This is a genomic window from Embleya sp. NPDC020886 (assembly GCF_044333915.1).
Classification (GTDB): Bacteria; Actinomycetota; Actinomycetes; order Streptomycetales; family Streptomycetaceae; genus Embleya.
The window spans coordinates 31,191-43,618 of the sequence record NZ_JBIRRX010000030.1 but is presented as its reverse complement, the minus strand read 5'-3'; the positions used below and the strand labels follow the sequence as shown (position 1 = coordinate 43,618).

General features: G+C 72.7%; 11 protein-coding genes. 5 read left to right on the top strand and 6 right to left on the bottom strand.

What is annotated here, in order from left to right:
• Positions 1 to 516: 516 nt before the first annotated feature.
• Positions 517 to 3,282, top strand: a complete 2,766-nt coding sequence (locus ACH4U8_RS45405) for an AAA family ATPase (protein WP_395784555.1) — start codon at positions 517 to 519, stop codon at positions 3,280 to 3,282.
• Between the two features lie 156 nt (positions 3,283 to 3,438).
• On the opposite strand, the gene ACH4U8_RS45400 is transcribed toward ACH4U8_RS45405, so the two are convergent.
• Positions 3,439 to 5,034 (bottom strand): ABC transporter permease, encoded by a 1,596-nt coding sequence (locus ACH4U8_RS45400; RefSeq protein WP_395784553.1) that lies wholly within the window; start codon positions 5,032 to 5,034, stop codon positions 3,439 to 3,441.
• Positions 5,031 to 5,927: an ABC transporter ATP-binding protein gene (locus ACH4U8_RS45395; RefSeq protein ID WP_360320451.1), complete on the bottom strand. Its 897-nt coding sequence runs from the start codon at positions 5,925 to 5,927 to the stop codon at positions 5,031 to 5,033. The genes ACH4U8_RS45400 and ACH4U8_RS45395 overlap by 4 nt, the downstream gene beginning before the upstream one ends.
• Positions 5,928 to 6,041: 114 nt before the next feature.
• Here ACH4U8_RS45395 and ACH4U8_RS45390 point away from each other — a divergent pair, with 114 nt between their 5' ends.
• The 3 genes from ACH4U8_RS45390 to ACH4U8_RS45380 all read left to right on the top strand — a co-directional run bounded on the left by ACH4U8_RS45390 (position 6,042) and on the right by ACH4U8_RS45380 (position 7,820).
• Complete coding sequence (locus tag ACH4U8_RS45390) at positions 6,042 to 6,530, top strand: MarR family transcriptional regulator (protein ID WP_360320448.1); 489 nt, start codon at positions 6,042 to 6,044, stop codon at positions 6,528 to 6,530.
• Positions 6,531 to 6,675: 145 nt separating this feature from the next.
• A complete protein-coding gene (locus ACH4U8_RS45385; RefSeq protein ID WP_360320445.1) occupies positions 6,676 to 7,380 on the top strand; it encodes an HAD family hydrolase in 705 nt (234 codons plus the stop codon).
• Positions 7,380 to 7,820, top strand: a complete 441-nt coding sequence (locus tag ACH4U8_RS45380) for an NUDIX domain-containing protein (protein ID WP_360320442.1) — start codon at positions 7,380 to 7,382, stop codon at positions 7,818 to 7,820. Before ACH4U8_RS45385 ends, ACH4U8_RS45380 begins: the two co-directional genes overlap by 1 nt.
• Before the next feature lie 44 nt (positions 7,821 to 7,864).
• On the opposite strand, the gene ACH4U8_RS45375 is transcribed toward ACH4U8_RS45380, so the two are convergent.
• Together ACH4U8_RS45375 and ACH4U8_RS45370 are read right to left on the bottom strand one after the other, a co-directional pair.
• Complete coding sequence (locus ACH4U8_RS45375; protein WP_395784551.1) at positions 7,865 to 8,785, bottom strand: galactosyltransferase-related protein; 921 nt, start codon at positions 8,783 to 8,785, stop codon at positions 7,865 to 7,867.
• 365 nt (positions 8,786 to 9,150) lie between these two features.
• Positions 9,151 to 9,729 (bottom strand): TetR/AcrR family transcriptional regulator, encoded by a 579-nt coding sequence (locus ACH4U8_RS45370; RefSeq protein WP_395784549.1) that lies wholly within the window; start codon positions 9,727 to 9,729, stop codon positions 9,151 to 9,153.
• A 117-nt stretch (positions 9,730 to 9,846) separates the two neighbouring features.
• On the opposite strand from ACH4U8_RS45370, the gene ACH4U8_RS45365 reads away from it, so the two are divergent.
• Positions 9,847 to 10,761 carry a hypothetical protein gene (locus ACH4U8_RS45365; RefSeq protein ID WP_395784547.1) on the top strand — a complete coding sequence of 305 codons (915 nt, stop codon included), beginning with the start codon at positions 9,847 to 9,849 and terminating at the stop codon, positions 10,759 to 10,761.
• 64 nt (positions 10,762 to 10,825) lie between these two features.
• On the opposite strand, the gene ureB is transcribed toward ACH4U8_RS45365, so the two are convergent.
• Together ureB and ACH4U8_RS45355 are read right to left on the bottom strand one after the other, a co-directional pair.
• Positions 10,826 to 11,398: an urease subunit beta gene (gene ureB / locus ACH4U8_RS45360; protein ID WP_395784545.1), complete on the bottom strand. Its 573-nt coding sequence runs from the start codon at positions 11,396 to 11,398 to the stop codon at positions 10,826 to 10,828.
• Positions 11,399 to 11,411: 13 nt separating this feature from the next.
• Positions 11,412 to 12,179: a cobalamin biosynthesis protein CbiX gene (locus ACH4U8_RS45355; protein WP_360320427.1), complete on the bottom strand. Its 768-nt coding sequence runs from the start codon at positions 12,177 to 12,179 to the stop codon at positions 11,412 to 11,414.
• Positions 12,180 to 12,428 lie beyond the last annotated feature (249 nt).

The window sequence follows — 12,428 nt, the reverse complement described above, 5'->3', positions numbered from 1 at the left end:
CGATCGCCCTTGCGGACGACACCACCCCTGTTTCCGACCCCTGTCCACCCCGGGGGTCGTCCCCGTGGGCCGCCGACCTGCGTGGGAGCAAAACCGGGCCGGCGCGTTCCGGCGGCCGGGCAACGTCGCCCCATCGGTCGAACCTGCCCGCAAAATCGGCGAGTTCGTCGGTGCGCCGAAGTGTTTCGTGTCACTGCAAGGCCCGCGTCAAGGAGTCTCGAACGTCGCCCGAATCCCTGTTAACGTGATCTGACGGTAACCGTCGACATGCGCAGCGCGACCCCTGGCCAGGGAGTCGGCGGCAGATCGCATGGTCGACGTCCGGAACGTCGGTGCTACAGCGTGGTACCCCTCGACGTTTTCGTGTCCCCATCACTGCTGTGAAGGAAGGTACATGGAGACCATCGTGCGCCCTCATCGTCTGCACACCCCGTCCACGAGACTCGCGCCGCCTCCGTCCCCACACCCACGACATCGCCAGGCACCGACCGGCACCGTCCGTGACGAGACCAAGACGTGAACACTCGGGAGCGTTCACATGCGGCGGCCGTACTGGCCGAACTCCTCGACGGCGCACTCGCGGGAGAAAGCGGAATCGCCGTCGTCGGTGCCTCCGTGGCCATGGGCAAGACCACACTGCTGGCCACGTTCACTCATCGGGTGCGGGCCGCGGGCGGCCTGGTCCTACCAGCCGTGGCGTCCGAGTCGGAGGCGGGCATCCCATTGGGGGTGATCGGCCAACTACTCCAGGAGGCTTCGTTGTCGCCCCCGGTCCGCGATCGGGTGGGCCGACTGCTCGCGACCGGCCGGGCGCAGATGACGGCCGCGCCGCACGGGCCGCCGGGCCGACTGTCCGCGGCGGACGCCGAGATCGTGGAGTCCCTGTGCACGGTCCTGCTCGGCCTGGCCGGGCCTCGACCGCTGGCCATCGTGGTGGACGACGTCCACCATGCCGACCCGGCCTCGCTCGCGTGTCTCGCCTATCTGGCGCGCCGCATGCACAACACACCGCTGCTCGCGGTGTTCACCCACCACGACGCGGCGAACGACCGATGCGAGGACTTCGTCGAGCAGTTGCTCCGGCTGCCGCATGCCCGCGGGGTGCATCTGGCGCCGCTCGACGTGGACCGGGTGCGGGCCGCGGCGGTGGCCAGGCTCGGCGCGGACCGGGCGGAGCAGGTCACGGCCCGGGCGCTGTGGCTGAGCGGCGGCAATCCGCTGCTGCTGGACGGGGTCCTGGACGACTTCCGGCTCGGCGGGCACGCGACGTCCCCGGGCTATGCCCGGGCGCTGCTCTCGTGCGTGCATCGCAGCCCGGCGCCCACGGCGGCGGTGGCCCAGGCACTGGCCGTGCTGGGCACCCCGGAACCGATCGCCCGATTACTGGGACTGGCGTCCGGTACGGTGACGCGGTGCCTGACGGTGCTCGACGCCTCGGGCGTTCTGGACGGGGGTCGCTTCCGCCATCCCGCGGCGGCGGCGGCGATGTTGACGGGCCTCGGCCCCGAGGCCACGGCGGCACTGCACCGGGACGCGGCGGAGTTGACGTACGCGGAGGGCGCCACCACCACCGTCGTCGCCGAGCATCTCTTGGCGGGCCGAGGGGTGCGTACACCCTGGGCGGTACCGGTACTCGACGCGGCGGCCTCGTCGGCGCTGTCCGAGGGCCGGGGCACCAGGACGGTCGACTATCTGCGCCTGGCCTGCACGTTGAGCGCCAACGCGGGTGAACTGGCCCGAACCAGGGCGGCGTTGCTCCAGGCGGAGCGGCGGATGGAACCGGGCATTCCGGAACGACAGATCCCCGATCTCCTCCAGGCGGTGCGCACCGGCTGCCTGGGCAGCGGCGAAACCCTGGCGGTGATCCGGGCGCTGTTGTGGACCGGTCGTTTCGAGGCCGCCACCGAGGCGTTGCGGCATCTGACCGACTCGGGTCGGGCCACGACCCCGGAGACGGCGATGGAGTTGCGCGCCGCCCGGATGTGGATGCGCTGCTCGTACACCCCGTTGCTGGGTCTGTTGCCCAGTGCCGGTGAGGACGAGGGCGAGTTGCCCGGCCTGCCCTCGACGACCGAAAGTCGCCGTCGCTACGACGCGGCGACGGTGCTCGACTCGGTGCTGACCAAGGGCTTTTCCGACCGCGCGGTACCCAAAGCGGAAAGGATTTTGCACGGCACCCGTCTGCACGGCACCGATTTGGACACGATCGAGTGCGCGTTGCTCGCGTTGACCTACGCGGAGCGCCCCGCGCTGGCGCTGCCGCACTGCGACGAACTGATCGTCACCGCGCAGGAACGCGGCGAACCCGGCAGCGAGGCCCGACTGCACGCGCTGCGGGCGGAGATCTGCATCCGCCTGGGTGATTTGCCCGGGGCCGTCACGCACGCGACCAAGTCCTTCGACGTGGTTCCGATCGGCGAGTGGGGAGCGGCGGTCGGCTTGCCGTTGGCCAGCATGCTGATCGCGCTCACCTCGATGGGGCGTCACGACGAGGCCGCGGAACTGCTTTATCTGCCGATCCCGGACCGCATGCTCCAGAGCCGACCGGGCCTGCACTACCTGCATGCGCGCGGCCGGTACAGCATGGCGGTCCGGGACTGGGACGGGGCGCTGTCGGATTTCCGGGGCTGCGGCGAGCTGATGGCCCGCTGGGGCATGGACGTGCCGGGGCTGATCGCGTGGCGCAACGATGCCGGTGAGGCGTGGTTGCGGATGGGCGAGCGCGATCGGGCCCGGACGATCCTGGAGGAGCAGTTGAGCCGCAGCGAGCACGGCGGTTCACCACGCACCCGCGGGGCGACGCTGCGCCTGCTGGCGGCGACCCACGAACCGCACCGGCGGCTGGCGCTGTTGCGGCAGGCCGTCGACGCGTTGCAGGAGAGCGGGGACCGTTACGAGTTGGCCCGCGCGCTGGCCGACCTCACGGACATGTACAACGCCGTGGGCGAGACGCGGCGGGCCCGGGTGATCGGCTCGCAGGCGAAGATCATCGCGGACAAGTGCCAGGCGGAACCGCTGAGCAGGCTGCTGCCCGCGGACCGCGACCGCCCCGACGCCGAGCCCAAGGGTCCGGCCGCGTTGCTCACCGACGCGGAGCAGCGCGTCGCCGACCTGGTGGCGCTGGGCCATACGAACAGTGAGATCGCCAAACTGCTCTACATCACGGTCAGTACGGTGGAGCAACATCTGACGCGCATGTATCGCAAGGTCGGGGTCAACGACCGGGCGCAACTGGCCTCGGCGCTGTTCACCGGGCCGCACACCCAGGCAATCGGGGCCTGACGAGCGGAGCTTGGACGATCGGGGCCGGGAACGACACGGCACAGCGCACCGCGACAGGCGCCCGGCCGGAATTCGGTCGGGCGCCTGGGCGGTGTTCCGTGGGTGTTCCCCGGGCGCTCCGGCGACCGTTGCCCGGCGCCGGTGGGCGGATGCGAGTCAGGCGAGCAGATCGCGGCGACGGAAGGCGGTCACCGCCGCGGCGACGCCGACCAGGGCCAGGGCGCCCATGACGACCAGCGGCGTGGCCGGGACCGCGTTGCCGGGGAGCTTGGGCACGTGGCTGAAGGGCGAGAGGTCCAGGACGTACTGGCTGACCTTCAACTGGGGGCCGACCAGGGTCAGGAAGGCGAACAGGCCCAGCAGTCCCCATCCGGCGGCGGTCCAGCGGGGAACCGCGGCGAACAACAACACGGCGAGTGCCACGATCAGCAGCACGGCCGGGAGTTGCACGAACACGGCGCCGAAGACCCGGCCGAGCGTGGCCGCCACGTCGTGCGCGCCCAGCCCCGCGGACAAACCCATGCCGAATCCCGCGGCGACCAGGATCAGCACCGCACCGAGCACCGCGAACACCAGGTGGCCGAGCAGCCAGCGCGCGCGGCTCGGCGTGCCGGCGAAGACGAGTTCGATCCGGCCGGCAGCCTCCTCCGCCCGGGCCCGGACGATCACGGTGAGCGCGAAGACGGCCGCCATGATCCCGAACACGCCCACCACGGAGGACACATACGCGTCGGCCATGTCCTGTGAGCCGCCCAGATCGGCCATGATCTCGCGCACCCGGTCGCTGTCGGTGAGGACGTCGACGTCGCGGACGAAGGAGCCGAAGACCAGCGCCGCGGTGAGCACGCCGAGCGTCCAGCCGAGCATCGAGACGCGGTGCATGCGCCAGGCGAGGCCGAGGGTGCCGCGGGTGTCGGCACCCCCGTGCGCGGGTCCGGGCCGGGCGGGCAACACCCCGGAGCCGAAGTCCCGCACGTTCAACAGTCGCAGCGCCACCACGATCAGTACGGTCGCGGCAACCGCGGGCACCGCCAGCACCCACCACCGGTCGCCCGCGTAGGGCCGCACCTCCTCGGTCCAGCCGATCGGCGAGATCCACAACAGCCACTCGGCGCCGTGGCTCATGTCGCCCACCGCGCGCACCAGGTAGAACGCGCCGAGCAGGGTCAGCGAGACCGCGTTCGCGGTGCGCGAGGACTCGAAGAGCTGGGCGCAGACCGCCGCGATGCCGGTGAAGGCGATGCCGCAGGCCGCGATCGACAGGCCGAGGGCGAACGCACCGGCCGCCGGCAGGCCGACCAGGGGCAGTACGCCGCCGATGACCACGCCGACGGCGAGATTGACCGAGATCACCAGTTGCAGTGCGGCGACCAGTGGCGCCGCCCGGTCCACGACGCCCGCGGCGACCAGTTCCTGACGGCCCGTCTGTTCCTCCGCCCGGGTGTGCCGGACGACGAGGAGAATGGACATCACCGCGGCCAGGACGGCGCCGAGCACCGCCGAGCGCCACGTGGTGATGGCTCCGGGAGAGGTGTCCAGGATCCGGCCGTAGAGCGCGGCGGCGCCGGACGCGGCCCGGATGCCGTCGACGAACTCCTGCCGCGACGCCTGGTCGGGGAAGAGGCCCTTGATGCTGTAGGCGGTCGAGGCCGCGCTGCCGATCAGGGCGTACGCCCACAGGGGCAGGATGATCCGGTCCCGGCGGGAGGCGAGCTTGGACAACTCGCGCAGGCCGGCGAGCCCGCCGCTCACTGCTTGTCCCCGGAGTAGTAGCGCATGAACAGTTCTTCCAGCGTGGGCGGCCGGCTGGTCAACGACTCCAGGCCCGCGTCGGTGAGCAGGCGCAGCGTCTTCTCCAACGCGTCCGGATCGACCTGGAAGCTCACCGAGCGCCCGTCGACCTGTAGTTCGTGCACACCTCCGATGGCGTCCAGGTTGCCCGGCGACCGGAACACCGTCGCGGTGATGGTGGTGCGCGAGAGGTGGCGCAGGTCGTCGAGCGAGCCGGAGTCGACCCGGCGTCCCTCGCGGATGATCGAGACCCGGTCGCAGAGTTCCTCGACCTCGCTGAGGATGTGGCTGGAGAGCAGGACGGTCGCGCCGCGCTCCTTGGCCTCGGCCACGCACGAGCCGAAGACCGCCTCCATCAGCGGGTCCAGGCCGGAGGTCGGCTCGTCGAGGATGAGCAGTTCGGCCTCGGAGGCCAGGGCGGCGACGAGCGCCACCTTCTGTCGGTTGCCCTTGGAGTAGGCCCGGCCCTTCTTCTTGGGGTCCAGTTCGAACCGCTCCACGAGGGCGTCGCGACGGGCCTTGTCCAGGCCGCCGCGCATCGAGCCGAGCAGGTCGATCGTCTCGCCCCCGCTCAGATTGGGCCACAGGCTCACGTCGCCGGGCACGTAGGCCAGTCTTCGGTGCAGTGCCGTGGCCTCCTGCCAGGGGTCGCCGCCGAACAGGGTAACGGTGCCGCCGTCCCGGCGCAGCAGGCCCAGCAGGATGCGGATCACGGTGGACTTGCCCGCGCCGTTGGGGCCGAGCAGTCCGTGCACCTCGCCCTGGGCCACCTGTAAGTCCAGCCCGTCCAGGGCGACTGCCTGCCCGAACCGTTTCTGCAGCCCTGTGGTGCAGATCACGTCGATTGCGTTCACCCCCCGGATGCTACTGTTACTTCACGTGTTTGTGAAGCTTCATAACGTAATGTATATACGCCCGCAGGCTCCCGCCGAGGGCGACCCACCGACGCGGCGGAGGAGCTGATGGGCGTGGCTGACGGCCGGGACGAGGAGGCCGCGCGGCACTTCATCGAACAGATGGCGATGTTGTTCGCCGACTGGGGTTTCCCCAGGATGAGCGCCCGCGTACTGATCACCTTGATGGCCGCCGAGGAGCGCGGGTTGACCGCCGGCGAGCTGGCCGACCGGCTGGCCGCGAGCCCCGCCGCGATTTCGGGCGCGGTCCGCTACCTCGCCCAGGTCGGACTGGTCACCCGCGAGTCGGTCCTGGGTTCGCGCAGCGATCTGTACCTGCTGCCCGACGACGCCTGGTACACCGGCACCGCGACCAAGCAGGCGCTGTTCGCCCAGCTCATCGCCGCCACCGACAAGGGCATCGGACCGCTCGGCGGCCCCGGCACGAAGGCGGGTGCCCGGATGGCGGAGATGCGGGACTTCTTCGCCTTCGCCCAGCAGGAGATGGCGGGCGTGCTGGAGAAGTGGCAGGCCCTGCGCGGCAAGCCGCCGGCGCGGTCGTGACCCGCTCCCGACTTCGGCCCGCACCGCCGTCCCGTCCCTGCCGGTTGGGCACGGGCAGCGGTCGGAAAATCCGATGAGGGGGGCCGGCGGTCCGCTCTAGGATGATCGCCGCAGTGTCGCCGAGCGGACAGAGACGAAACGAACCATGAACACGCCGACGGGCCTTTCGCGTCAGGTCCTGATCTTCGACGCCGACGACACGTTGTGGGAGAACAACGTCCTGTTCGAGCGGGTCATCGAGGACTGGCTCGACTGGCTCGACCACCCCACGCTCGACCGGACCGAGATCCGCGCGATGCTCAACGACATCGAGGCCGCGAACGCGATCACGCACGGCTACGGCAGCAAGATGTTCCTGCGCAGTCTGGGCGAGACGGTGGCGCGGCTGCACGCGCGGCCGGCCACCGAGGCGGAGCTGCGGCACATCGGGCAACTCGCGGTCGCGCTGCTGGAGAACCGGATGGAACTGGTTCCCGGCGTGGTCGAGACGCTCACCACGCTCGGCGCGCGCCACGACCTGATGTTGCTCACCAAGGGCGACACCGAGGAGCAACAGCGCAAGATCGACGCGTCCGCGCTGGCGCACCACTTCCGCAGCGTGCACATCGTGCCGGAGAAGGGCGTCGACGCCTACCTCGATCTCACCCGTGCGCACGGGCTGGTGCCGGAGACGACCTGGATGATCGGCAACTCCCCCAAGTCGGACATCCTTCCCGCGCGCGGCGCGGGGCTGGGCGCGGTGTTCATCCCGAACGCGCACACCTGGGTCCTGGAGCAGAGCGAGTTGGACCCGCACGACGATCGGGTGCTCACGCTGACCGCGTTCCCCGAGTTGCTGAAGCACTTCTGATGGCGACGAACCGGCCGGGCGGCCCGTCCGTGTCCTGTGTGTTCATCTGCCACGACGGGGCCGGGCGGGTGTTGTTGGCGCGTCGCTCGGCGGCGGCCCGGGACGAGGCCGGCACCTGGGACACCGGTGCGGGCGCGTTGGAGTGGGGCGAGACGTTCGAGCGTGCGGTGGCCCGCGAGGTGCGCGAGGAGTACTCGACCGAGGCGTTGTCGATCGAGACGATCGGGGTGCGCAACGTGCTGCGCGGGGACCCGGTCGCCTCGCACTGGGTCGCGGTGGTGTTCGCGGTCGAGGTCGAGCCGGGCCGGGTCGCCATCGGCGAGCCGCACAAGTTCGACGCGCTGGAGTGGTTCGCGCCCGACGCCCTGCCGACCCCGCTGCACTCGCAATGCGCGGCCGGCCTGGCCCTGTTCCGGGATCGGCTCGACCGGACTCGATAGCCGGGTCGGCTCGGGCCGGCACCGTCGCGGCGGGCGGTGCGGGCTCAATGGCCCTGGGGCATGCCGCCCGGGTCGGCGTGCTCGGCCAGGTCCTGTTCGATCATCGCGTCCGGACCGGCCGCGATCCGCGCGGCCAACAGGCGTTCGTTGGCCGCCTGTTGCTCGGTTCCGTCGTATGGTGTGCGGTGCTCGAAGTGCAGGCAGCTCCAGGATCGATCGAGCTGCCGGCCGCGGCGCAGCCGGGTGTGCGCGGCGACCTTCGCGAGCAGGTCGACGTCCTCGCCGCCCCAGCCCAGATATCGCGGGCAGTACCCGCCCACCCCGTCGAAGGTCCGGCGGTCCACCAGCATCGCGCCCCACTGGTAGGGCGCGCGCCACAACCGGCTGTGGGGTCCGTAGGGCGCCCGCGCCCGCGGCGGCGGCAACGCCCGCGGGGTGGCGCCCTCCGGTGCCCCGGCCCGCGGCGGATCCCAGACCAGCCGCTCGTCCGGGAACCCGCGCAGCACGCCGTCCGGGTCCTCCCGGACGAAGCAGAACGGGTCCTCGCCCACCGGCACCAGGTCCACCGCGGCCCACCCGACGGGCAGTTCGGCGGCGCCGACGAGCCGGTACATCCACGGCTGGGCCAGCGCCCCGCCGGCCGCCAGCTCCAGCGCGCGGGCCACGAAGTCGCGCCCGAGCGGAGCCACATCGGCATCGGTCAGGTACAGCACCGGCGCCCTGGCCCGAGCCGCCGCCACGTTGCGCAGCAACCCGGCGGCCAGGCTCGTCTCGGGGGCCCGGATCACCCGCACCCGGCGACGCGCGTCCAGATCCGGCGGTACGACCGGCACCGCGTCGCCGGCCGTCGCCAGCACCACCTCGCAGCACACGCTCTGCGCCAGCCACGCCGCCGCGACCGAGGCGAACACCCCGCGCGCCTCGTGGTCGCCGTAGAGCGGGACGACGACGCTCACTTCCGGCATTCCCGGTCTCCCCTCACCCGATCGCACGGCACCTCCCCGGATCCGACCCGCACGCCGAGCAGGTGCGCGTCGGCGGCGGCTGGATCCGGGTCGGCACCACGCCCGCGGGGGTTCACGTGCGTGGCGTGCCCGGTCACGAGCCACGGCCTGCACCGGGTCACGGCATCGAGGCGCGGGAGGTCCCCGGCTCGACGAGGCGCGAATCTCCAGAGGATCGGGCGGGCCGTGCTCGACCCGACTGCCAGGTGTACCGGGACGGCGACATCACGGTCAAGAGTCCTCCCGTCACACATGGTGCACATCGCCGCCCGGAATCGTTGCCCCCGGGCGAATCGGGCGAATCCCCGGACCCGGCGCGCCGCGCGTCACTCCATCGCGGGCCCGGAGAACAACAGGCCCGTCAGCGACCGGAAGGTGCCCGCCGGATCGGCTCCCGCCGGGATGCCACCGGACAGGCACAGGGTGGCATAGCCGTGCGCGAGCGACCACGCGGCGAGCACCGCCTGGTCCGGATCGCCCCGGCGCTCGGCCGGCACCCCCGCGACGCCGCCGCGCAACGACTCACCGGCCCGGGCCCGCTGCCGCAGCAGTTCCGGGTCGGCGCCGTCGACCGCGTGCGGACGGTTCATCACCTCGAAGTGCGCGGGATGCGCGAGCGCGAAGCGCACGTAGCGCACGCCGAGTTCGCGCAGGGCGTCCGCGTCGCCGGGCACGACCTCGGCAAGCGCGTCGGCGAGCAGGCCGTAGCCCTCGGCGGCGATCGCGGTGAGCAGCCCGGTCTTGTCGCCGAAGTGGTGCGCGGGGGCGGCGTGCGACACGCCCGCGCGGCGGGCCAGATCGCGCAGGCTGATCGCGCCGAGGCCGTCCGAGGCCACCACGTCCAGCGCGGCGGCGAGTACGGCGCGGCGCAGGTCGCCGTGGTGATAGGGGCGTCCGGTGCTCATGGGTCGATGCTACCCGGGATCTAGGCATTGACAAGTTTGCAGCACGAGAGCAATCTTGCCAGTGACAAGTTGCCCGCCGGGCGAGCCGCTCGGAAGTCGGAAAGAGGACTGCACGACATGAGCACGACGAACGAGACGAACGAAACGAACAAGGCCCTGGACGCCGTGCTGGTCCGCCGGATGTGGCAGACCCTGGAGCCGTTGCACGCGCTGCACTACTACTCGCCGAAGATGTTCGAGGAGTTCGCGGCGCTCGGCTACGCGGTGGACGAACGATGGCCGGCCTACTTCGCGATGCGTGCCGCGGCCCTCGGGACGGCCTCCGCCGAGTTGGTCACCTCGACCTTCTACAGCTTCAGCCCGGCGATGGTCGCCCGGTACGTGCCGAGGGTCTGGTCGATCGCCGACCCCGCCGACGTGCTCGCGGCCCGGCTGCGCGCGGTCGACGCCACGCTGCGCTCGGCGCTCGGCGAGCGGGTGCACGCGCCGGAGATCGCCGAGGCCGCCGCGCTGACCCGGCGGGTGGCCGAGACCGCCGACACCGTCGGTCGCCCGCTGGCCGCCGCGCATGCCGCACTCCCGTGGGCGGACGAGCCGCACCTGGTGTTGTGGCAGGCGATCACCCGGCTGCGTGAACACCGGGGCGACGGGCACATCGCGGCGCTGCTGGCACACCGTCTGGACGGCGTCGAGGCGCTCGTCTCGCACAGCGCCGCCGGTGCCGCTCCGGCCGAGGTGTTCGCAAGCCGACAGTGGAGCGCCGACGAGTGGGACGCGGCGCGCGGGCGCCTGGTCGCCCGGGGGTGGCTGAACGCCGACGGCACGGCCACCGAGGCGGGTCGCAGCGGCCGCGACTCGGTCGAGGCGCTGACCGACGAACTCGCCGCCCGGCCCTGGGAATCGATCGGCGCCACCGAGGCGGCTCGACTGGCCGACCTGATCCTGCCCGCCGTGCTGGACACGATCGGCACCGGCCTGCTCCCGATGCAGTCCACGCTCGGGATCGGCATGAGCTATCCGCACCAGGGCTGATCGCGGGCCCACGAACGGTCCCGCCGCCGGCCGCCGCGACCGGCGGCGCGGGTGGGATGTGTGGTCAGCGCGGGCCCCTTCGCCCCGGGCCCGGCGTGGATCCGGGCTTGGTCGGCGGCCGGCTGCCCGGCTTGCCGCGGATCGGCCGGCCGGCGGGTCGGTCCGCCCGCACCACCGCGGGCCGCGCGGCGTCGGCGGCGGGCTCCGGTACCGCCGGATCGGCCCGTCCGGCTTGCGCCTGTGACAACGCCTGCGCCTGCGCCTCGCGGAGGCCGTGTTCGATCGCGTGCAACGTCGCCCCCAGCCGGGCCGGTTGTGCGGCGGCCGCCGCCCCGTGCGGCAGCTCGGTGCAGCCGACCAGGCGTCCCGAGCCCGCGAACGGGCGCAGTTCCACCTGCCGGGTGCCGCCCGGTTCGAACCGGATCGAGCTACCCGCCGCGATGTTCGGCCGCATCCCGAAGGTCGCCGCCCGGTCGAAGACCAGCGTCGGGTCGACCTCGAAGAAGTGGAAGTGCGACCCGACCCGGATCGCGCGGTCGCCGGTGTTGCGCACCGCCACGATCGAGGTGCGGCGATCAGCCGCCGCCTCGGCCGGGTGATCGCGATAGAGGTAGCGCTGTGGTTGGGCCGTGACCATGGGCTCGGACCTCCTAGGCGACGGGGAACGCGGGCACGGACTCGCGGCCGGGCGGGCGGACCGGCGGCCGCGCACGATCCCGCGCGTCCGAGTGGGCGGGCGGCGTTGTGCGCGGGCCGATCCCCGCGAGGCCGTCGTCGCCGTGCACCCGCAGGCGCTCGACCGCCGAGCCGACCCGGGCCGCCAGCACCCCGGCCGCCGCCGGCCTCGACAGCAGCGGGGCCACGCCCGGCACGGCCGGCAACACGAAGGACGCGGCCAGCGCCACGGTCCGGGCCGCACCCAGTACCCGGCAGCGCTCCAGGGCCCGGCCCAGATCCGGGTCACCGCCGATCAGCGCGACCTCGACGATCCGGTGCGGGCCGTGTTGCCACACCAGGCGCGCGATCCGATACAGCTCGGCGTCCTCGTGCCCGTCCCCCGCCGGCGCCGCCACGAGCAACGCGGCCCGATCCGGCACCCGCGCGGCGGCGGCGCGCAGCCATTGGGTGAGCTGCTCCGTACCGGCGAACGGGCGGCTCAGCAACACCCGGCCCCGCTCCGCCGCCGGCAGCGCGAGCAACGTCCGCGCCGCGGCCCCGGCCAGGCCCGGGTCCCGGCCCAGCGTGACCGGCACCACGCACACCCGCTCCGCGCCCGCCCGCAGCGCCGCGCCCACCGCCCGGTGCAGTTGCCGGCCGCACGCCGCCGAGATCACCTCGGCCCCGAACAGGTCGGGCAACGCGGCGCCGTTCGCGCTCTCGTGCCCGCCGACCACCACCACCGCCACCCGCTCCGACACGACTCAGCCGCCGATCGGGTCGACGCCGGAGCACGGCCCGGTGCCGACCGGCACCGACACCGCGCACTCGTCGATCTCGCCGGGTTCCGCATTCATCGTGGATTCCTTTCTGCGGCGGGTACGTCCGAGGGCCCCGACCCCGGCCCGGGGCGTGCGCGGCCCCGAACGGCCGTACCCGGGCCCGACCGACCCGGGTACGGGCGCGCCGAGTCCCGGGCCGCGAACACACCCGCGCCGCGGACCCGGGAC

Bases quoted from the DNA above. Each gene is read 5' to 3' on its own strand.
- ACH4U8_RS45385 (WP_360320445.1), top strand. From the start codon at position 6,676: ATGAACACGCCGACGGGCCTTTCGCGTCAGGTCCTGATCTTCGACGCC.
- ACH4U8_RS45380 (WP_360320442.1), top strand. From the start codon at position 7,380: ATGGCGACGAACCGGCCGGGCGGCCCGTCCGTGTCCTGTGTGTTCATC.
- ACH4U8_RS45375 (WP_395784551.1), bottom strand. From the start codon at position 8,785: ATGCCGGAAGTGAGCGTCGTCGTCCCGCTCTACGGCGACCACGAGGCG.
- ACH4U8_RS45370 (WP_395784549.1), bottom strand. From the start codon at position 9,729: ATGAGCACCGGACGCCCCTATCACCACGGCGACCTGCGCCGCGCCGTA.
- ACH4U8_RS45365 (WP_395784547.1), top strand. From the start codon at position 9,847: ATGAGCACGACGAACGAGACGAACGAAACGAACAAGGCCCTGGACGCC.
- ureB (WP_395784545.1), bottom strand. From the start codon at position 11,398: ATGGTCACGGCCCAACCACAGCGCTACCTCTATCGCGATCACCCGGCC.